Annotated in this window: 18 protein-coding genes; 8 read left to right on the forward strand and 10 right to left on the reverse strand. The window is 58.4% G+C overall.

The window, feature by feature from the left end:
- Nucleotide 1: 1 nt before the first annotated feature.
- The 5 genes from BHW66_RS05875 to BHW66_RS05895 all read right to left on the reverse strand — a co-directional run bounded on the left by BHW66_RS05875 (nucleotide 2) and on the right by BHW66_RS05895 (nucleotide 4,324).
- Nucleotides 2–697: a FadR/GntR family transcriptional regulator gene (locus BHW66_RS05875; RefSeq protein WP_022197000.1), complete on the reverse strand. Its 696-nt coding sequence runs from the start codon at nucleotides 695–697 to the stop codon at nucleotides 2–4.
- 6 nt (nucleotides 698–703) lie between these two features.
- Entirely contained in the window at nucleotides 704–1,501 is a 798-nt protein-coding gene (locus BHW66_RS05880; RefSeq protein ID WP_046437583.1) for an ATP-binding cassette domain-containing protein, read from the reverse strand.
- A gap of 99 nt (nucleotides 1,502–1,600) precedes the next feature.
- Complete coding sequence (gene ilvC, locus BHW66_RS05885; RefSeq protein WP_012420218.1) at nucleotides 1,601–2,581, reverse strand: ketol-acid reductoisomerase; 981 nt, start codon at nucleotides 2,579–2,581, stop codon at nucleotides 1,601–1,603.
- A 367-nt stretch (nucleotides 2,582–2,948) separates the two neighbouring features.
- Nucleotides 2,949–3,458 (reverse strand): lipocalin family protein, encoded by a 510-nt coding sequence (locus BHW66_RS05890; RefSeq protein ID WP_046437511.1) that lies wholly within the window; start codon nucleotides 3,456–3,458, stop codon nucleotides 2,949–2,951.
- Nucleotides 3,455–4,324 carry a TIGR01777 family oxidoreductase gene (locus tag BHW66_RS05895; RefSeq protein ID WP_046437513.1) on the reverse strand — a complete coding sequence of 290 codons (870 nt, stop codon included), beginning with the start codon at nucleotides 4,322–4,324 and terminating at the stop codon, nucleotides 3,455–3,457. The genes BHW66_RS05890 and BHW66_RS05895 overlap by 4 nt, the downstream gene beginning before the upstream one ends.
- A 260-nt stretch (nucleotides 4,325–4,584) precedes the next feature.
- Between BHW66_RS05895 and BHW66_RS05900 the strand changes: the two genes are divergently transcribed.
- Nucleotides 4,585–5,637: an SPFH domain-containing protein gene (locus BHW66_RS05900; protein ID WP_046437515.1), complete on the forward strand. Its 1,053-nt coding sequence runs from the start codon at nucleotides 4,585–4,587 to the stop codon at nucleotides 5,635–5,637.
- A gap of 37 nt (nucleotides 5,638–5,674) precedes the next feature.
- On the opposite strand, the gene BHW66_RS05905 is transcribed toward BHW66_RS05900, so the two are convergent.
- The 4 genes from BHW66_RS05905 to BHW66_RS05920 form a co-directional block, all read right to left on the reverse strand.
- The gene (locus tag BHW66_RS05905; RefSeq protein WP_022196995.1) at nucleotides 5,675–6,358 is read right to left on the reverse strand and encodes a hypothetical protein; all 684 of its coding nucleotides are present in this window, start codon (nucleotides 6,356–6,358) and stop codon (nucleotides 5,675–5,677) included.
- A 78-nt stretch (nucleotides 6,359–6,436) separates the two neighbouring features.
- A complete protein-coding gene (locus BHW66_RS05910; protein WP_102734292.1) occupies nucleotides 6,437–7,435 on the reverse strand; it encodes a hypothetical protein in 999 nt (332 codons plus the stop codon).
- Between the two features lies 1 nt (nucleotide 7,436).
- The gene (locus BHW66_RS05915; protein ID WP_286688948.1) at nucleotides 7,437–7,619 is read right to left on the reverse strand and encodes a hypothetical protein; all 183 of its coding nucleotides are present in this window, start codon (nucleotides 7,617–7,619) and stop codon (nucleotides 7,437–7,439) included.
- 189 nt (nucleotides 7,620–7,808) lie between these two features.
- Nucleotides 7,809–8,993, reverse strand: coding sequence for a DUF418 domain-containing protein (locus tag BHW66_RS05920; RefSeq protein WP_102733071.1), 1,185 nt, complete (start codon nucleotides 8,991–8,993; stop codon nucleotides 7,809–7,811).
- A gap of 233 nt (nucleotides 8,994–9,226) precedes the next feature.
- Between BHW66_RS05920 and BHW66_RS05925 the strand changes: the two genes are divergently transcribed.
- The 7 genes from BHW66_RS05925 to BHW66_RS05955 are packed head-to-tail and all read left to right on the forward strand — an operon-like array spanning nucleotide 9,227 to nucleotide 19,558.
- Nucleotides 9,227–10,252: an AAA family ATPase gene (locus tag BHW66_RS05925; RefSeq protein WP_012420210.1), complete on the forward strand. Its 1,026-nt coding sequence runs from the start codon at nucleotides 9,227–9,229 to the stop codon at nucleotides 10,250–10,252.
- A 24-nt stretch (nucleotides 10,253–10,276) separates the two neighbouring features.
- Nucleotides 10,277–11,860: a hypothetical protein gene (locus tag BHW66_RS05930; protein ID WP_286688949.1), complete on the forward strand. Its 1,584-nt coding sequence runs from the start codon at nucleotides 10,277–10,279 to the stop codon at nucleotides 11,858–11,860.
- Between the two features lie 2 nt (nucleotides 11,861–11,862).
- A complete protein-coding gene (locus BHW66_RS05935) occupies nucleotides 11,863–12,870 on the forward strand; it encodes an ABC transporter ATP-binding protein (RefSeq protein ID WP_286688950.1) in 1,008 nt (335 codons plus the stop codon).
- Entirely contained in the window at nucleotides 12,867–14,315 is a 1,449-nt protein-coding gene (locus tag BHW66_RS05940; protein ID WP_286688951.1) for a hypothetical protein, read from the forward strand. The genes BHW66_RS05935 and BHW66_RS05940 overlap by 4 nt, the downstream gene beginning before the upstream one ends.
- A 34-nt stretch (nucleotides 14,316–14,349) precedes the next feature.
- Nucleotides 14,350–15,219 (forward strand): DUF58 domain-containing protein, encoded by an 870-nt coding sequence (locus BHW66_RS05945; RefSeq protein WP_022196986.1) that lies wholly within the window; start codon nucleotides 14,350–14,352, stop codon nucleotides 15,217–15,219.
- A gap of 35 nt (nucleotides 15,220–15,254) precedes the next feature.
- The gene (locus tag BHW66_RS05950; protein ID WP_286688952.1) at nucleotides 15,255–16,982 is read left to right on the forward strand and encodes a BatA domain-containing protein; all 1,728 of its coding nucleotides are present in this window, start codon (nucleotides 15,255–15,257) and stop codon (nucleotides 16,980–16,982) included.
- A complete protein-coding gene (locus BHW66_RS05955) occupies nucleotides 16,979–19,558 on the forward strand; it encodes a VWA domain-containing protein (protein ID WP_102734287.1) in 2,580 nt (859 codons plus the stop codon). Before BHW66_RS05950 ends, BHW66_RS05955 begins: the two co-directional genes overlap by 4 nt.
- Here BHW66_RS05955 and BHW66_RS05960 read toward each other — a convergent pair.
- Nucleotides 19,551–20,867: a hypothetical protein gene (locus BHW66_RS05960; protein WP_128153497.1), complete on the reverse strand. Its 1,317-nt coding sequence runs from the start codon at nucleotides 20,865–20,867 to the stop codon at nucleotides 19,551–19,553. The genes BHW66_RS05955 and BHW66_RS05960 overlap by 8 nt on opposite strands.
- Nucleotides 20,868–20,886 lie beyond the last annotated feature (19 nt).

Here is a 20,886-nt window from a genome sequence, read left to right on the forward strand (position 1 = left end):
TTTAAGAAGGGCATGACCCGCCTATACTGACGGTGTCAAATTCCACAATCTTTACAATAATGTTCTCCGCCTCATCCGCCTCCTGATTCCTGATGGCTGCGAGAAGGTCGTCATGCAGCTTCATGGCGCCGGAGTCGTATTGCTTCTCCTGAAGCAGCTTTTCCAGATTCTCCTGCACATGGCGGATGACCACGTTATATAATTCCGAGAGCACCGGATTATGCGTGGCGCGGGCCACGGCGGCATGAAACAGCATGTCATCCTCAATGCCCTGCCTTACCCTGCCGTGGCAGTCTTCCAGGGCATTTTCCAGCTCCTTCAAATCTTCATCCGTCCTTTTAACGGCGGCCAGCCGCGCAATTTCCTTTTCCAAAGCCAGCCGCGCCTCCAGAATCTGAGGCAGCTCGGATTCCTTGAGGCGGTTGCTCACCGCGACGGCAAAGCGGTCTGACGCCATCACGTACGTGCCGTCCCCGGGGCGCGCTTCCAGCATCCCCATGTGAATCAGGGATTGAAGGGCTTCGCGGATGGTGTTGTGGCTGACGGAAAAGGCACGGGCCAGTTCCGCTTCCGCGGGAATGCGGTCTCCAACCTTCCATTTGCCGGACCGTATCATGGATTCCATGGCGGTAAGCACCTGGCGGGCCAGGGACACCCGCACCGGTTTCTTCAGCTCCATTGTCTTGGACTGCTTCATGAAAAATTATCGGATAACGGTCCAGAGACGCCCCTTCTCCGTCTTGATTAACTGGATATCCAGCCCAAAGGCGTCTTTCAGGTTTTCCTCCGTCAGCACCTCGTCCCGGCTTCCATGCGCCACGATTTCTCCAGACTTTAAAATCATGCCGCGGTTAAATACGGGAAGGATATCTTCAATGCGCTGGGTGATGAACACGATGGTCAGATCAGGCCTCGTTTCAGCCAGTTCTTCAATGGTTTTCAATAAAAATTCCCGCCCTGCCAAATCCAGATAAACGCTGGGTTCGTCCAGAATCATCAGTTCCGGATTCGTCATCAGAGCCCGGGCAATCAGCACTTTCACCTGTTCCCCGGAAGACATGGCTACCACCGGTCTGTCTATCAAATGCTCCGCTTTCAGGGATTTCATGATTCCTGCGGCTTTTTCCTCCTCTTCCGGCGTCGGCTCCCTCAAGAGGCCGATAGTGCCGTCGGGGCCGGAAAGCACCATGTCGCGCCCGTTCCAGGAGCCATCCTCCAGCCACTTGTGCATGAACGGACTCACCCACGCAATGGACTTGCGCAATTCCAGCAGGTTCACGTGCCCGAAGGTCTTGCCCAGAACCTGCACCCTGGCTCCGAAGAGCGGCCACGCAAACCCCATCAGCACCTTGACCAGCGTTGTCTTTCCGGCGCCGTTGGCCCCCAGAATAAAACAACGTTCTCCGCGCTGCACCTGCCAGGAAATATTGTGCAGGATTTCGTGCCCGCCCAGGTATACCCTGGCGTTTTCCACATTGACGGCCGGCGTGGCGTGCTCCATAAACTGAACAAATGGCGGATTTCCGGGAAAAGCCCGGGAATATCCGTGCCGCTCCGCCGCATTCCGGCGGAACGGCACGCGTTCCAGGTAAAAGAAACCTTAGTTCCTTTCAAACAGGCTGCGAATCTTGGCGCCCACGATTTCCACCGGGTGCTGGCCCAGGGCTTCGCGCTTGGCTTTGAGGTTGGGAGCGCCCTTGGCTGCCTCTTCCAGCCAGTCCTTGGCGAACTTGCCGGATTCAATGCGCTTGAGGGATTCCTTCATGCGTTCTTTCACCTCCGCGGGCAGGATCTGCGGGCCGTTGTAATATTCGCCGAATTCGGCCGTGTTGGAAATCACGGAGTTCATTTTCTGAATGCCGCCGTTATAAATCAGATCCACAATAAGCTTGGCTTCATGCACGCATTCGAAGTAAGCCATTTCCGGCGGGTAGCCGGCTTCCGTCAGGGTTTCAAAGCCGTACTTCATCAGGTCCACCAGACCGCCGCACAGGACGTTCTGTTCACCGAACAGGTCTTCATACGTTTCCTGGGCCATGGTGCATTCCAGCACGCCGCCGCGGGTCAGGCCTTCAGCCTTGGCCATGGCAAGAGCCACGTCACGGGCCTTGCCGGAGGGGTTCTGATGAACGGCAATCAGGCCGGGGCAGCCGAACCCTTCTTCAAATACTCGGCGCACTTCCGTGCCCGGGCCCTTGGGGGCCACCATGATGACATCTACATCCGCGGGGGGGACGATGGTATTGAAAACATACGCGAAGCCATGGGAGCAGCAAAGCGTCTTGCCGGCCTTCAAGTGAGGCTTGATTTCAGCTTCATACACGGCGCCGTGGCTTTCATCCGGCAGCAGAATGTGAATGATGTCCGCTTTTTCGGCGGCTTCCGCGACGCTCATTACCTGGAATCCATCCTGGGCGGCGGCGTCAAAAGACTTGCCGGGGCGAACGCCGATAATCACGTTCACACCGGAATCACGCATGCAAAGTGCCTGAGCGCGCCCCTGGGCGCCATATCCGATCACGGCAACGGTCTTGCCGTTCAATGCGCTGAGATCAGCGGCGTTGTCATGAATAATATCCATTGTTACTCCTTCTTTAAGTAATTCATCCAAACATCCAATGTTTGGATGAATGTCAACATATCCATCCTTCTCATGATTGCAAGCCTATTTTAAGCAGGCGCCTGTGTTTTTCCCTGTTCTTTGCAAAAAAACGGAAAGGACGGGGCAGGAAAAAGCGGAAAAATACGGGACCGGAGCCATGCAGGAAGAAGAACCACACCGGAGAATTCAAAAGCATGACATTCCCGCACGGCGGAACACTGGAAAGGAACGCCCGGCCCATGCCCAAAAATTTTTTCCTGGCAGGAGAAAAGCCACCTTTTCCACATTCCCCATTTCAAAAATATCCCATATTCACGGCACACCGCTTCTTCAAGCCCGCCCCATGTCATTTGTCCGGAGAGGCCTGGACATTGGCGTAAATCAACCGGGAAGTATCATACCCCAGTTTTTCCGCGCAATGAAGCATCGGCTGAAGCTCGTCATCCTTCAACTGCGGCGAGCGGGCAAGCAGCCACAGATAATTCAGGGAACCGCCGGAAACTACGGCGCGGGTGTAATTTTCATCCAGGAAAGCCACTTCATACCGGCCGTATACCAGTGGTACAAAGTACACTTTCAAATGATTGGGGGCATCCCCCGCCACCGCCCGTGCACGCGCCTCCTTCCGTTCCCCGGTACGAACGTCATAACCGCTGTTAACCACGGAAATGGAACCGTCCTCCCTGCGGTCATACCGGGCAAGAACCCTGCTGAGCCCGCGCTCGAACCAGTTTTCCAGACGGGCTATTTCGTGCCATTCCCCCAGATAACGTTCCAGATTGAAATCCGGCATGGGATCGGTTTTGACGGAATGACCGTGAAACAGGGAAGTAACGATGGTCTGTATCATGCTCATGATTTGACAGAAAATGCTTTGTTAAAAAAAGTGCGGATATCCGGATATTGGAACGTAAACCCTTCCCTCATCAGCGTCTCCGGAACGGCGCACTGGCCGCCGGTAATCACCTGGGAAGCTTCTCCCATCAGCAACCGCAGAACGGCGTCCGGAACACGGATGGACAGACGGGTGTGGAAATGTTCCGCGGCTGCCCTGTAGAATTCCCGGTTGGTGGTGCGCTCCGGCGCCGTTACATTGACCGGGCCGGAAATATACTGCCTGCCCATAATGAAGACCAGGGCATCCGCCAGATCTTCCAAAGCCACCCAGGAAAAAAGATGATCCGGATTTCCTGCGGTTGCCGTAACGCCGAACCGGGCCGGCCGCATCATCTCGGGGAGCGCCCCTCCATCCGGAGAAAGGACTACGCCAAACCGGGTAAGGACCAGCCGCACGGAGCTGTTCACCAGCCCGGCCTCCTTTTCCCAGGCCACGCACAATTCCGCCAGAAAGGAATCCGCTTCCGGAGCGTCCAGTTCCCCATGACAGCCGCCGGACGAGCCATAGTACCCGACAGCAGAGGCGGAAATCATCACTCCCGGCGGTTCATGCAGCCTGTTGACCGCTTCCACCAGCTTGCGGGTGGTCATGATGCGGCTCTCCACCAGCTCCCTCTTGTAGGCATCCGTCCAGCGCCGGTCGATGGGCGCTCCGGCCAGATTGATGACGGCATGGCATCCCGCCAGGGCCTGCGCCAGGCAATCCACGCCCTCCTGGGCAAATAGATAGCGCCGCAAGGGCGTCACCCGATGCCCGAACATCTCAAGACGCTTGGACAAATGACTCCCTATAAATCCTCCGGATCCCGTAATGGCTACATTCATCACCTTAACCCAAATGGAGGCCCGCCTCCGGGGCGGAGGTCCGGCACCTCGCCGGAATCTCCCCCACGGAACAGGCAGCCTTTGCCGGATAAGACATTTCCGGCACTCCCCTGTGTTCAGAAGAGGACATACTTTGCCGCATTCCCTCTTCCGGAAAGAATTTTTTCAGTGGAACACTTTTCCCGGCCGCACAGGAAAAGATAACTTGATTTTCACCAGCCTCATCTTATGTTGGATACCGTCACAACCGCTGCCCTGTCATGAATAAATCTCCCAAAACCGTCTTCTCCCTGCTCATTCCCGCCGTCATCTTCGTCGCTGCGGGCGCCGCCATTTTTGCCTTCCAGAATTTCAGCAACAAGCGCGTATTGTCCGGCTTTGCCGGATATGTCTATTCCAAACCCATTTTCGGACAGAACAGGTTTGAAGGCATCCTGATCGGGCCGTCCTCCACGGGATGGGCGTGGAGAAAGGAAGTCAGCAAGGTTTCCATCACGCCGGATACCACGGTGGAAGAATTCGACGCCCGCAATGGAGGGGCTATCCTGGGCAAGGACAAGCTCCCCATTTCCTGCAAAGCTTCTCTGGTTTACCGGCTGGACCCGTCCCGGGTCAAGGAATTCATGGAAGATTACGGAGGCATCGCCCAAAGCTCCGGCCGCAATGATGACGAAGTGGCGGACGAAATCATGCTCTTTGCCTACAAAAATTTCATTCAGCAGCCTTTCCGTACAGCCGTGCGGGCGGAATTAAGCCAGTACAATGCCCTGGACGCCTCCGGCAGCCTGCAAAAAATTTCCGACAACGTTTACACGCAGTTAAGCAAGCGGCTGGACGGCACCCCCTTTATTGTGGATTCCGTAGCCGTGGGGGAAACAAATCCCCCGCAGGCCATCATTGAATCCGTCGTCAGAAAAGTTCAGACGACTCAGGAAAACGAACGCAAGGAAACGGAACTTCAAATCGCCCGGAAAGACATCGCTATCCAGCGTGCACGCGGGGAGGCGGAAGGCGCCATGAAAATGGAAATAGCGCGCCAGGAAGCAAACGCCAACCTGGCCCGGGGAGAAGCGGAGGCCAAAGTCATTGTCATGCGGGGCAAGGCCCAGGCGGAAGCAGCCCTGGAAGCAGCCCGGGCGGAAGCGGAAGGACTGGCATTGAAGGAAAAGGCCATGGGACCGAACATGCTCCGCGCCAAGGCCTTTGAAAACATGCTGAACAATGCGAAGGTCTATCTCCCCTCCGGAAAAGATGCGGAAGGCAACATGTCTGTACTGGGCATCCTGAACCTGGACAAGGAACCCGCCAAATAAACTCACCTGTTCCCGGCCCGCCGGAAAGGCGGCAGCATCACGAGGCCGCAGGCCCGGAAGGGGAAAAGCTGCCGTCCTCTTCCTCCCCGGCAAATTCATGCTTGAGCATGAACAGTCCGCACATATTCATCAACACGCAGGCGACATACAGCTTCACGGGCACCATGGCGAAATCCATCAAAGGCCCTGAAGGAAGGTTCAGGATGATCCATCCCCCGGCGCATATGGCGCCAAGTAACCCGGCATAGGAAAAGGGAGCCCTTCTGACCAGCCCCCACCAGCCCACGGGAGAAAGACCGGAAAAACGTTCCCGAACGGAGGTTCTCATGAATACACCGGGAAAGTAAATCACACCCGCCGCCAGGAACAGCCACGCCAGGGTAGTATCCGCCGCCCAGGCCGCAGTATGCGCATACACGGCGAAAGGCAGGAAGGAAACGATGATGCACACCACCAGCCGGACAAAAGGCAACATGAGGGAGACAAGCCATTCATCCAGTTCAGGAAAGGGGCAGATATCCTCTTCTCCCATGGCGGACTGCCTCACCATTTTCATGAAAAAGGCGCACATGAAAGGCAACAGAAAACAAAAGGCGGCAATCCATCCGATGAGAACATCCCGGGCCGCCAGGAACACGCCCCATACCATCATGACGGAAAAGACAAAAACCATGGGCCTTCCACGGAAAGGATAGCCCAGAGAGGAAAGGTAGTCGGACATACCAAAAATGTTAGAACATTCATTCACGTATCGTCAACGTCTTATCCAACTGTCTAACAAAATAATCCTCCCTTTTCTTCAGGAATAGAATGCCTCCACAATCCGGGCGATGCGCTCCATGTCCTGCGGCCCGCAGCGCTGGTCCACAGGAAGCGGCAGAAGATGCAGCGCCAGTTTCCGTTCCAGGCTGCCGGCAGGGGACTGTTCCAATACCTCCGGCCACAGGAGAGGAATCAGAACGCGCTTATCAATCAGCACGTTCCTCAGCTCGGGAAAAGCTGTCCAAAACGGATAATAACACGGAGCGGACAAGGAATCCGCCTCCACGGAAAGACGGTTCAAATGGCCCAGCCTTTCATGAAGAAAAAGGAAATGATTCATGCGGAGCAGCCGCGCCTGTTCATAATCAATGCCGCTCATCAGTCGCTCCGTCAGCCGGGAAACCCTTCGCAGCGGGGTATTCCGCAAGCGCCGTTCATTCCGTTCACAGGCGGCGGAAGCCCTTTCCTGCCCATGCTCCAGGCATTCCAGCAAAAAAGCGGCGGCAGGCAGGGATTCGTCCCGCTCCTCCGGTTCCGGCAAGGACCGCTCCGCATCCATCACGGCGATCCCCCCGTCAGGAAGACCGGAAAACTTTCGCGGGCTGTACAGGGAGGCCACTCCGGAACGGGCCGGAGAATACAGGGCCAGCGCATTGTCCACAATCAGGCTGCCGCCATACCGGGAAGCCAGACGGTCCACGCATTTCTCTTTGATTCCGAAGTAATTGGTGTACAAAAGGTATTCCCCCTTTTCCAATTCCGGCAGTTCCTCCGGTTCCAAGCGTTCGTCAATGCGGTAAGTAATCACGGGAATGCCAAGCCGTTCCATCGTTTCCACCACCGTCCGGCATGTATACAGGGGAACACGGACACAGCGCACATCCCCCAGGCGGCGCAGGATATATTCCAAAGCGCGTCTGCCGGAATTAACGGCTACACTCCTGCCGGGATGCCATTGCGGGAAATTGCCGTACTCCGGCAATTCCAGCCCGAAAAAACCGCCTATGCCCGTCCTCCTTTCCATACACCATGCCATACTACATCTCCCCTTTAAAGAAAAGCGCCATCTGGTACGGAATCCCCTCCTGCATCAGTCCGTCGGAAAAGCCGCCGGAACACGGATCGGAGAGGGCGCGGTACGCCATCCCCAGGAAAACAAACCGTTCCCTGTGGAAAAAATCTCCCGGAAAGCCATTCTTCAAAAAATACCGCGCTTTCATGTCTCCCGCCGCCATGAAACATTCATCCCTTTTCCTCCTGCCTCTGCCCCCTGTTCCATGTCTCCTCTCCAAAATGCCCCTTGCGGAACCGGATGCATCCTCCGTCCGGATAAATCACCGGCTTTGGCAGAAGACGCTAAAAAGCGTCCCGCAAGTATCGGGAAACATCATTGCGCCGGCCCCCGTTTCTTACCGGTGTTCCGGAGCGGAAACCTTCCCGGCGGCCAGCCATGTCGCCCGGTGCCACAATCCTTCCAGCACCCCGTAGCGGTGCCGCTCCAGCCACCAGCGGCAGAACCATATCTGTCCGGTCATGGCGGCAAAGCCGACCGCAAAACTGGTCAGATACCCGCAGTAGGGAGCCAGCCCCAGTGCATACGGGAAAAAAATCAGGGAGCCGATCACGGACTGGGAAACATAGTTGGTCAGGCTCATGCGCCCGTAGGTCAGCAGCGGAGCCGTCGCTTTCCTGAAATATTCCAGCCGGTACAACAGAACGAACCCGGCCACCCATACGCCGGTAAAGCAAACATTGTGCCACATGCTAAACACGGTATGCACAGGCCCCGGCAGCCCCGGCAGACACATCACCACGTAAAATGCACAGGCCCCGGCCAGGGAAAACAGCAGTCCGCGGGTCCAGAACACAGCCGTTCCGTCATTCTGCAGAAAGAAATCCTGGCGCCCCAGAACAAACCCCAGCAGGAACAGACCCGGGGCCTGCATCAAACGCCCGGCTTCAATACCCCATGCCAGGCTGGCCCATTGTCCTGTAGTCAGGTTCTCCCAGGCCATCACCCAGAAATTTCCCGTATCCACGGCGGATTTCAGGGAAGCGTACGATTCCGCAACAGACAGGGAGGGAGGAACCCAGCCCGGATGCATCCACTGAACCGCCGCATAGGCCCACTCCAGCGGCTGGGCCAGGAAAAACAGGGACAAAGCCACCAGCGAGGATGTCTTCAACCGGCGGCACGGCACCAGCAACAAACCTGCAAGTGAAAAAGTCAGCAGAACATCACCGCCCGGGAAAAACGCTGCATTCATGCAGGCGAACACCGCCAGCAGGCACATGCGCCAGACAAACCTGCCCGCAAAATCCCTTCCCTTCCGGGCCTGGTTACGGTACTGGACCGCAAAAGAGAATCCGAACAGAAGGGCGAAAATGGTGTAGGACTTGCCGGCAAACAGGAAAAAAAAGACCTCCTTGAACTGCTGGTTGGCCGCTTCCATCATTGGGGAAGAAGCCACGGGATAGGAATTATAGATGAAATGTTCAAGAAAATGCAGCAGCATGATCGCCATTACGGCAAAGCCGCGCAGAGCGTCCACCACGTAAATGCGTTCGTTGCCGGGGGGATATACGGAAGGCATGACAATAATACATGCCAGGAAACCTTCTTTTTTCAACAGATGGAACATATATTGCGGCAATTCCATTTACCACTCAAACCCCGCAGGGTATTTTCTCTTCATATTACTGAAAATTAACAGGTCCCGCTATCTTTCTGCTTGCAGCCCCTCTGGATGCATGGCATAAGTTCATGAAGAAATCTAACAAATGCCCGGTCTTTTTCCCAAAAGCCGCGGAAATCCGTCAGTTTCCCATGAATACCCCCCCTATCCTCTCTCAGGAAGAACTTGGCTGCGCCATGCAAAAGCTCCGTGCTCTGGCTGCCGCCATGAACCAGGTCCTGTTCGGTCAAAAGGATCTCATTGAACTGGTTCTCATTGGCGTACTGGCTCGCGGGCATATCCTGCTGGAGGGCCTGCCCGGCCTGGGCAAGACGGAACTGGTCAAAGGCCTCTCCAGGGCACTGGATATCACAGCGCGCCGCGTCCAGTTCACACCCGATCTACTGCCGGGAGACATCACGGGAACCCCGGTTCTTCAGGAAAGGGACGGAACAAAAAACTTCATCTTCCAGGAAGGGCCCGTCTTCGCCAACATCATGCTGGCGGATGAAATCAACCGCGCCTCCCCCAAGACCCAGTCCGCCCTGCTGGAAGCCATGCAGGAACGCCGCGTCACCGTCATGGGAGAGACCCATGCCCTCCCCTCCCCCTTTTTCGTGCTTGCCACCCAGAACCCCATTGAACTGGAAGGAACCTTTCCCCTGCCGGAAGCCCAGCTGGACCGCTTCCTTTTCAAAATCAACGTCAACCGCACACCGGCGGATGTGCTGGCCCGCATTGTCCTCAACCGGGAAATGGGCGTGGAACCTGAAATATCCCCGGTTTTGAACGCGCAGGAATTGCAGGAACTCATGCAAATGGCCCGGAATGTAGCCATTCCCGAAGTGGTGGCGGACTATATAGGCAGGCTGGTCAACGCTACGCATCCCGGAGAATCGGAAGCCTCCGGAGGCGTTAAATACGGGGCCAGCCCCCGGGCGGCCCTGGGCCTGGCGGCTGCCGCCAAAGCCCGAGCTTTGCGCCACGGGCGCGCTTTCTGCTCCTTTGAGGATGTGCAGGCCGTTATTCATCCCGTGCTGGAGCACCGTATCCTGCTCAACCACACAGCCCGTCTGGACGGACAGACACCCGCCGCAGTCATCAACCGCCTGGTCAGGGAAATCCCTGCCCAGAACAAGCCCCTGCCGGATTCCCTGGCCGCCGCAAAAATTCATTGACCACACCTCCTCAGCCCTTCCCCCATGCGCCGCCCTCTCTCCCGTTCATGGCTGTTCTTCAGCCTCTTCCTTCTTTCGGCATTCAATATTCTCCCGCTCCACGCAAAACCGGCCGCCGCTCCCCCCATCGCCGTTTCCGTGGAGAAAGCATTTGACTACAGCGCGAACGGCGCCCGCGTCCCTCTCCGGGTGAAGCTGGAAAACACCACCGGCTCGGACAGAAAAGCCACTCTTCAATTCCATGAAGGGTGGAACGGAAACAGGAGAACCAGCCATACTTATCCGTTCTTCATTCCGGCCCGGGAAAGCGTTCATGCAGTCGTTTACCCTCCCCTCTCCTACAATCTCGTCTACGAAGTGAAGGAAAACCATGAAGGAGCTTCCCCCATTCCCACGGATACGGAGCACAGGAAAATTGTCGCGGTTATCCAGGAAGGCGCTCCGGCGGACTGGCACCTGCTTTCCGAATCTTCCTATAACGCGGCCGTTTCCTCCTGCGACCTGATGAAATGGCCAGCCGACTACCGGATGTACGAGGGGCAGACCTGCCTCATCATCCCGGAAAAAATCTACCGTACCCATTTTGACGAAGCCCACCGCAAAGCCATCCGCCAATGGGTGACGGGAGGGGGAAACCTGTGGCTCATCGGTGACAGGGGGCTTTCCGTTTCCACCCGGTTGCTGGGAAACGGGCGCATTCTGCACGTTCCGTCCCTGGACGGCCTGCCGGAAGAAGAAAAAAAGCTGAAACTGGAGGAATTCATCAACCTCCACGAAAAGGGAAACTGTTACCCGGAGATTACCTCCGCCGCTCCCTATTATTTCTCAGCCCCATCCACCACGCTGGGGCTGGGGCTGATCATCTTTGCCGTGCTTGTCGGCCCGCTGAGCCTGTTCCTGTGGGCTCCCGCAGGCAAAAGGCAAAGGCTGTTCCTGCTGATCCCGGCCATTTCCGTGGGATTTTCCCTTCTTCTGCTGCTCCTGATTCTGGCCGGAGACGGCACGGGAGGGACGGGCAGCCGGGAAGTTCTTATCCAGGTTAATCCGCAGGACCACTCCGCCCTGATCTCCCAAAACCAGATTTGCAAGACCTCCGTCCTGCTGAACAATACATTTCAATTGCCGGAAAACGCAGGCATCACCGGAGCACGCATGAGCAAGGCGCGCGGCTCCATTAAGGAAAAACCCATAGAAGGCGCGGCTCGGCAAGGGGAAGAATGCGGGGGAAAATGGTTCACCAGCCGCTCCACGCTCCAGCACCGGATCATCATGCCGGTTTCCACACGGGCGGCGCTCACTCTGCTGGAGACGCGCCCCGGCGGGGCGCCCGTATTCCAAAGCACCTTTCCCGGAACCCTGAACGGACTCACCTACCGGGACGCCTCCGGAAAATACTGGACTCTTGAACAACTGCCTCCCGGCCGTAAAATGCAGGCATCTCCGTTCCTGCCGGAAGAAGAACCGGACGGCCCTCCCCCGCTGCACTTCCGGGCATCCATGGAACCGGCGGGCGGGGAACTGGGCCCCATCCCCACCCTGCCTTCCATTAACTGGGAAAAAACCTCCGTCACCGTCTCCGGCCCCGTCACTCCCCAGCCGCACGAATAACCATGAGTACGCCCCTACTGCTGGAAGTTTCCGGACTGTCCAAATCATTCGGTCCGCTGAAAGCCGTCAACAATGCCTCCTTCGTCATCCGCCAGGGCCAGGTCGTCGGCCTGATTGGCTCCAACGGAGCCGGCAAAACCACCCTCATGCGCATGCTGGCCACGCTGGAAATGCCTGACTCTGGCCACATCAGGCTCAACGGGGCCGATGTTGTGGATCATCCCGAACTGGCACGTTCCCGCATCGGATGGATGCCGGACTATTTCCACCCCTATAAAAACACCAGCGTCCGGGAATATCTGGATTTTTTCGCCAGGGCCTGCGGCATGGGCAGGGAACGTTTACTGGACGCCGTGGACGAAGTGATGGACTTCACGGAACTGGCCAGCCTCCAGAACCAGATGATCGATAAACTTTCAAAAGGGCAGACGCAGCGGCTCTGCCTAGCGCGTACGCTGATCAGCGACGCGCAATTCCTCATTCTGGACGAACCGGCGGCAGGATTGGACCCCAAAGCGCGCCTTGAATTCAAAAATCTGGTGCATCTGCTCAAAGCGCGCGGAAAAACGCTGCTCATCAGCTCCCATATTCTCTCGGAACTGGGGGAAATGTGCGACGCCCTCATCTTCATGAATGCAGGAACCGTCATCCATGACGGCAATATGGAAGACCTGCTGCACCGCCAGACGGAATCCGGATACGCCTTTGAAATCCGCACCGCCGGAGACAACACCGCCTCACTGGAGGAATGGCTGGCCCTCCGCCGGGGATGGAACGTGCGCCATGTACAGCAACAGAAAGTAGTGGCCGCCTTCGTCTCCTGCGAACCGGAAGCTGTGGCTGCGGAACTCCGCCAGCTCTGCCTCGACCTCCCCGTAATTGATTTCCACCGCAGCGAACGCCGTCTGGAAGAAGCTTTTGTGGACATCCTTATCCACGGCAGCGGGGAACCGGCCCCGCGGCAGAATCCCGCCTCTTCCCAGGAAAGCCCATCCATCCCCGCCTCATGAATACCTCCCGCTCTCTTGATTTCCCCATATGGATGCCCTCCGCTCTGGTCAAGGAATTGCGCCAGGGTCTCAGAACGCCGTCATTCATCCTCCTGGTCAGCATAGTGCCCTCCCTGCTCTCCTTTTTCTTCCTGTTCAGCTTCATCATCAATCCTCTTGACGGGGAGCCCTTCGTCAGCCCCGACGGATGCCAGATCATCTTCTGGGTTACCATGGTCGTCGCCCTGCTCTTCATCATGCCGCTGAGGGCCTCCACCTCCATCAGGAACGAACTGTTCACCCGAAACAACGAACTGCTGCTGCTCACCAGGCAGAGCGCAGGCCGCATCGTGCTGGGAAAATGGATATCCTTCATGGCCCAATCCCTGCTGATTGCCTTTATCTCCCTGCCCTTCTTTCTCATCCGGTATTACTACGGGGAAATTAACCTGGTACAGGATGTAACCCTGTTTTTCCTCCTTTACCTGGGTTCCGGCATGCTGACCGCATATACCCTGTGGGCGTCCGCCATGCCCTCCCTGATGCGCATCATCGCTTTCTCCCTCATGGGCATCGGTATATTGACCCTGGGAGGCAACCATGCGGAGCTGGATTTTTTCCGGGATGGAGCGGGAGAAGGCGTTCTCCTGATATTCCTCGTCCTGGCGGACGCCTTCCTGGTCATCTCATCCCTGCTTCTGCTGGCAAGGGAATGGTTCTCCCCTGCCGCACAAAACACGGCCGCCTCCCTGCGGAAGCTTCTGCTGGCTTTTTTCGCAGCCTCCATCCTCCCCCTCCCCTTTCTGGAAAACGCAAGCGGCTCCATTCAAAACATCATGACCGGAAATTCCATTTTTGTCATGGTTTACGGAATTTTCCTGATGATTATCAACCTGAACACGCCTGCCCGCCTTCTTCCCATTCACATGGAGCAAATGAAAAACAAAAGATTCTCCAGGCTCCAGCAGCTGCTGTTCCTCCCCGGCATGCCGGGGAGCGTCCTGTTCACCCTGTTGCTCTGCGCCCTGGCGGCTATCGCCGTGTATCTGATAGACCGCATGGCATCCGTCCCCGAATTCCAGTCCCCTCAACGGCTCTTTTGCCTCGCAGCAGGCAGCTGGTACGCCATCACCATGCCGGCCATGCTTCTGAAACCGTTCTGGGAAAAACTGAAAAACAATACCCTGCTGACGTACACCATGATCTGCCTCATCCTCTGCCTGGTGCAAAACGTGCTGTGGGGCGTGAATCTGTCCGTCCCCCTTCTCCCCGGAGGGTATTTATCTGAACTTTTGAGACAAGAAACATTGCCGGCTTTCAGCAAATTTTCCCTGTTCAGCCTGATGGACCTGGCTGCCGGAATAGCGGTTCTGGCTCTCACCAGCAAACACTGGATTGACATATTCCGGAACGCATCCCCCGAACCTCTCCAGAAACCGGGAAATTCCCGCAGGGAACGGGAATAGTTCTTGCCCTCCGTTTTGCATCTCCCCCATCCCCATGACTTCTTTCCCCTTCCCCAGCCAGGTGATCCAGCCGGACGCCGAACAGGCGGCGCGCCGTCTCCGCCTGCCCTTTTCCTGCTGCGCCTGGAAAGGAACACAGGGCCATTGGGAGGGAACGGGAGCAGGCAACTCCATCGACTTTCAGGGAAGCCGCTCCTACCAGTGGGGGGATGACCCGCGGGATATCCATTGGGCGGCGTACGCCAGAACCGGTCAGCTCACCATGAAAGTCTTCCGGGCGGAACTGTCACCGCAGGTAGACGTGGCGGTAGATGTTTCCGAATCCATGTTTTTTCACGAAGAGCGCGCGGCACGCACGCGGGGCCTGCTTCAATTTTGCCTGCTCTCCGCCATCGGAACGGGAGCCCAGGTGAAGATTCATGCGGTGAAAGGGCGCCGTATCATCCCCCTGGACCAGGAAGATGTTCTCTCCGGCCAATGGGAAGCGCAGCTCCAGAGCCTTCCCCCGGATGAATCCATGCCCTCCATTTCCATCTGGCGCCCCAATGGAATGAAAATCTTCATCTCCGACCTGCTCTACCCGGGGGAACCGGACAACCTTCTGGAAACCATGGCCTCCTTAAAAGGGATGTCCGTCATCCTGGCCCCCACGCTGCAGGAAGAAGCGGAACTCCCCGCCGGCAACGCCAGACTCAAAAACTGTGAATCCGGCCACCTGCGCCGCCAGCTCATCACCCCTTCCCTGTCCCGGAGGTACGCCCGCGCCTACGCCGCCCATTTTGAACTCTGGATTTCTGCCTGCCTGCGCCGCCAGACCGTTCTTGCCCGCGTCCCCTGCAAGGGGACGCTGACGGAAGCCCTGTCCGGAGAAGCATTACGGCAGGGGGCCGTGGAACTCTCCTGAACCGCACCCGCACCCTTTACTCTCCCCCCAAGCCCATGATCCCCCACTTCACCAACACGACCGCGTTCTGGGCGCTTCTGGCCATCCCCCTCATCACCGCCATCCATTTCCTCCAGCATAAAACAAAAACCCAGGCCACGGCTACGCTCTTCCTGTTGGAAGCGCTGGTTCCGGAGGCCCATGAGGGTAATGCCTGGGACCGGCTGCGCGCATCGCGCTCCTTCTGGATGCAAATTCTGGCCGTCCTCCTGCTTACCTGGGTTCTGGCCGCTCCCGTCTGGCCCGGCAAAGGCTCCGGCCAGACCGTAGTCTTCATTCTGGATGATTCCGCAAACATGACCCCTTTTCGTCAAGAAGCCGTGAATGCCGTTTCCGAAGACATGGACGTCATCCTCCGGTCCGGAATCCCGGCCACATGGGTTCTCATGGGCAGCAGGGCTTCCGGACAGCCGCTCTACCGGGGGCCGTCCGCCCGCCAGGCCCTGCACGCCCTGGATCTCTGGCAGCCGCGCGAAGGAACACATGACCTGGCCCCAGCCCTGCGCACCGCCACAGCCGTTGCCGGTCCAACGGGCATCACGCGCCTGATTACATCCACTGCCCGGAGGGTTCCCGCCGGGCAATCCGCACGGGGTGTAGGGAAACCTCTGGAAAATGCGGGTTTTGCGGGAATAACCCCGGTGGAGGCCGCCGGCCCCGGCCATTGGAGGATTGCCGTTAAAAACAATAGTCCATCCCCTCTTCGGAGCGAAATCTCCATCCATACGGAAGGCGGGCGTCCTCCTGCCCGGCGTTCCCTGTTCCTGAATCCAGGAACTGTCACGGAATTTGAATACAGCCTCCCTCCTGAATGCGGAAAAGCCGTGCTCCGGCTCCCGACGGACGCCTTCCCGGCGGACAATGAGCTCCTGCTGGTCCGCTCCGCTCCCGCCCCCGTTGCCGTCAGCATGGGAATTCCGGAACAATCCGGAAAAATCTTCCTCAATATCATCCATAGCCTGCCGGGATTCTCCCCCGTCCCGGACGGTTCAGATCCCGACCTCCTCCTGCTGGAGGGGAAAACGGAAAACGCCAGGGCCCCCGGAAAAGCGGCCATCATATTTGCAGCCAGCGGCAAGCCATCTTACGGCGCTGTCACGGCGGAACGGCATCCGCTGACTGACGGGCTGAACTGGAGCGGCCTGCTCATCCCCTCCATCGGTTCCATGAAGCCGGGGGAAAAAGCCAGCGTCCTGCTCTGGCAGGGGGAATCCCCCCTGGCCTGGGTGGACGGGAAACGCCTTTTCCTCAACTGGCCCTGGGAAAAATCCAATGCGGACCGCGTTCCGGCGCCCTTGCTCATGACCCGCAGATTTATGCAATCCGTACAGGAGAATCTGCCCGGAACACATTACGGCAACCTTCCCGGAGGAACTCTCTTATCCATGCCCGCAGGCGGAAAACTCATTCAAACCATGCCGGGGGGAGAACGCCGTGAAACTGTCTTTAACGGCAGGCTCCCGGAAGAAACCGGATATGTGGAAATCTTCCCCCCCGGAGAAGGGAAAACGCCCCTGTTCCAAGGCTCCGTCTGGTTCTCCGACGCCCGGATGGGAGATTTTTCCCACTGCTCAACGTTTGACACAGGACTTCCCCAGCCCCATGAAGAGGCGCTCCGGCACATGAAACGTGACCCTCTGGCCCCCCTCTGGCTGGCGCTGGTGTTCCTGGCCCTGATTCTTTCCTGGCTCCCTCCCGTCCCAGACACCTCCCTGCGCCCATGATTCAATTCAACACTCCGGAATGGTTCTTCCTGATCCCCCTGCTTCTGGCGGCAGGCTGGAAATACAGGCGTCTGCGCCTGGCCTCCCCCCTGCGCCTCCTCCTGCAGACCTGCCTGCTGCTGGCCCTGGCTCAGCCTGCCCTTGACAGGGGCGGCAAAGACATGGACTTGTGGGTGCTGGTGGACCAATCAAATTCCACGGCGGGAATTCCGGCAGCCGGGGCAGAGGAAATCCAGGCTATTCTGGAACGGCACAAACATGCCGGGGACCGCGTCCGATTGGTGGATTTCGCGCAATCCGCCGTGCTCCGGGGACGCGGAGACCCCGTCTTTGCCGGGGGAACCTCCGGAACGGACATGGAACAGGCCCTGGCCTATACCATGGCCCTGATGTCCCCGAACCGGACGAACCGCATCCTGATGTTGACGGACGGCTGGCCCACCACGCCGCTGGACCAAGCGGCGGAACAGCTCATCCAGTCCCGGATTCCGGTGGACTACCGCCTGTCCGTCACCTTCCGGGAAGCGGACATCCGCATAGAACAAATCCGAACCCCGGCGCGCATCCGGCCCGGCGAAGCCTTTATTTTAGAGGCAACCCTGGCAGGCCCTCCCGGCCCGGCCATCACCGTTCCGTGGCAAATCAGCAAAAACGGGGGGGCTCCGCTGCGGGGGACGGCTACCCTGCTCAACGGCAAAGCCACGGTGAGGCTGGCGGACAGGCTCTCCACCCCCGGCTGTTCCGCTTATGAAATGACCATAACGCCGCAAAACGATCCAATCCCTGAAAACAACCGTGCCGTCAGCTTCCTTGAAGTGACGGGAGGAAACGGCGTCCTGCTGCTCTCCGGCTACGACCGCGATCCCCTGGCGCCTTTCCTGGAAGCGCAGGGGTTCCGCGTCCAACAACCGCCCGGCCTGAACCGGCTTGATGCCCGCCACCTCTCCGGCGTGGGGCTGGTCATCATCAACAACCTCTCCGCATCCTCCGTCCCGCCGGACTTTCTGCATGCCCTGGACTATTACGTAAGGGAACAGGGCGGCGGCCTGCTCATGTGCGGGGGCAGGCATAGTTTTGGCTCCGGCGGCTACTTCTCCTCCCCCATTGACGAACTGCTCCCCGTTTCCATGGAAATGAAGAAGGACAAGATGAAGCTCATGACGGCCATGAGCATCGTTCTGGACCGTTCCGGCTCCATGTCCTGTTCCGTTCCCGGAGGAAAGACGAAAATGGATCTGGCCAATGCCGGAACCTGCCAGACCATTTCCCTGCTGTCCGACCAGGATCTCATCTCCGTCCACGCCGTGGACAGCGAACCGCACCCTATTGTCACGCTAAGCAGTCTGGGCCCTAACAGGAAGAAAATGATATCCAGCGTCTCCAGGATTGCCTCCATGGGCGGAGGCATCTTCATCGGCGCCGGGCTGAAAGCGGGCTGGCGGGAACTGCAACGTTCCGTGGCCGGAACACGGCATCTGCTCCTCTTTGCAGATGCCGACGATTCCGAAGAACCTGCCGACTACCGGGAAACTCTGAAAGAAATGGTTAAGGAAGGGGCTACCGTAAGCGTCATCGCACTGGGAACGGAAAAAAGCGCCGATGCCGGACTGCTCAGGGAAATAGCGGAATTGGGACGGGGGCGCATCTTTTTCTGCGACCGCCCGGGGGATATCCCCAGCATCTTTGCACAGGAAACCGTCAGCGTGGCCCGGGCCGCCTTCATCAGGGAACGCACCTCCCTGCGCGGTACGGCCGGCTGGCTTCAAATTGCAGCCGGTCAGCCGGAATGGCCCCCTGCCGTAGACGGTTATAACCTGTGTTATTTAAGGAATGGAGCAACAGCAGCCTGCGTAACGGAAGACGGAAACGCGGCTCCCCTGGTCTCCTTCTGGAACAGGGGGACGGGACGGACGGCCGCCGTTACGTTCGCCATGGGGGGAGAACTCGGAAAAAACATCCAGCAATGGGACGGCTACGGAGACCTTATCCAAACCCTGGCCCGGTGGCTCAACAGGAAAAATCCCCCACAGGGATACTCCGTGCAGGCGGACACGGCAGGAGACCGGTTACGGATTCGCCTTTACTACAGTGAGGAAAACATCCCGCGCCTGGCGGAACGCATGCCGGAAATATCCCTGGAACTCTCCGGAAAAGAAAGCTCCCGTACACAAAACGGTATCTGGGAACACCTGCAGCCGGGAATATTCCAGTGCAGCTTTCCCCTCCCGCACGGAGTCATGGCGCGAGGCGCGGTCCGCATCGGCGGCAGCGTTATCCCCTTCGGCCCTGTCAGCCAGCAGGTGGACCCGGAATGGGCCATGCCGCCTGAATCCGGCAACGCCTTCCTGGATCTGGTGAACCGGACCGGAGGCAGGGAAAGGATGGACCTTCCCTCCATTTTCCGGGAACCGAGGCCCGGAACATACCTCCAACTCCGTCCCATCCTGCTGTGGAGCGCCTGCGTCCTCCTTGTTCTGGACGCTCTGTTTACCAGGACCGGCCTGCTTCCCCGGGGACAACCGCGGCAGGGGGGTACGCGCTCCCGGCCTTCAGGAGAAAACAATCAATCTATCTGAAAATTTCCTTCAGGGCTGACTGTTCCTGAGGAGTAAGGCAATCAGACCACACGGCATCTCCACCGCGGGCCGGACGAGCCCCCCGGCCGCCGTGTTCCTGTCCATTTCCAGCCCCTTCCGGGGAGGGAGCCGCCGTCTCCACCCCCGCAGCTTCCCCCAGAGCGGCGCGGCTCAAGTCCTCATGAACCACCCGTCTGGAAACCGTGTCAAGCCGGGGACGCTCTTCCATCTCAAAGGCAAGGGGAGCGTCCCCGCGTCCACGCCCCGTTCCTCCGCGTCCGGGTTCACTTCCCTCTCCCTGCCCGGCTTCCATCACGGTACGCTCATCCGGAGACGCCATCAGGGATATGCCGCACTGCCCGCACATGCTCCGCAGCTGCTGGGCGGCCCGTTCCAGCTGTTCCCGCAGACGGAGGGCCGTCTCCGGATCAATCTGCCGGGAAGGCAGGGAAGCCTTCAGCTTCTGGAGCTGGCGGCTCATGATGCCGCCCGGCTGCAGGGCGAGGGACTCCATTCCCGTCAACGCCTCCTGAAGGGACTGCATCGCCTCCGGGCTGGACGCTCCATTCAGGCTGTCCAGCAGGGAAAGGGCGGAATCCGTCCGATACATCTGATTGGATAATCCGGCAACGGCCGCTGCCGTTTTCCCCTTCAGGGCATCCGCCGCTTCCAGTCCGGCATGGGAATACATCTCATTCCGGTGCATTCTTTTCAAATCCTCCAACTGCTCCCGGAAAGGCTCCAGGCTCTTATTATCCACGCTCTCCATCTCCGCCAGGCGGTCCAGGACTTCCCCCACCCGGGCCAGAACGGGCGGCAAATCCGGAAGCTGCCCTACGGCTTGCGGTGCGGGCAACGGCAAAAAAGCCCCGCAAGCCATAAGAACCGCGCCTCCCGCCAGCCAGGCCAGGCACCAGGCGGAACGTATCCGCAGCACGGAATTCCCCTGTACCGCGCTTTCCCCTGCCTCCACGGCATGGCCCCATTCCTCACCGGCGCTCAACGCCGCATGCAACCCCAGCTGTTCATCCAAAAAGGCCGCCGTATCACGTCTGCTGAAAAAACGGCCCCGGAGCCGCAGCCACCCCCACACCGCCAAAAATAAACCTGCGGCGGCAAGGGCGCCTCCCGTCAGCCAGCCCCAGTCAGCCCCCATCCTGCGTCCGCCGTACCAGACCATCCCAGCTACCGCCCCGGCGGCAAAAAAAGGCATGCTAAGGCACTCCACCGCCAGCACGGCATTCAGCAGCCACTGCATGCGGGAAATTCTCCTCCGCCATTCCTGTCCCACGATTAAGGGCATAACCATATCATGGCTCAACAGGTTC

It is taken from the genome of Akkermansia sp. 54_46, assembly GCF_001917295.1.
Classification (GTDB): domain Bacteria; phylum Verrucomicrobiota; class Verrucomicrobiia; order Verrucomicrobiales; family Akkermansiaceae; genus Akkermansia; species Akkermansia muciniphila.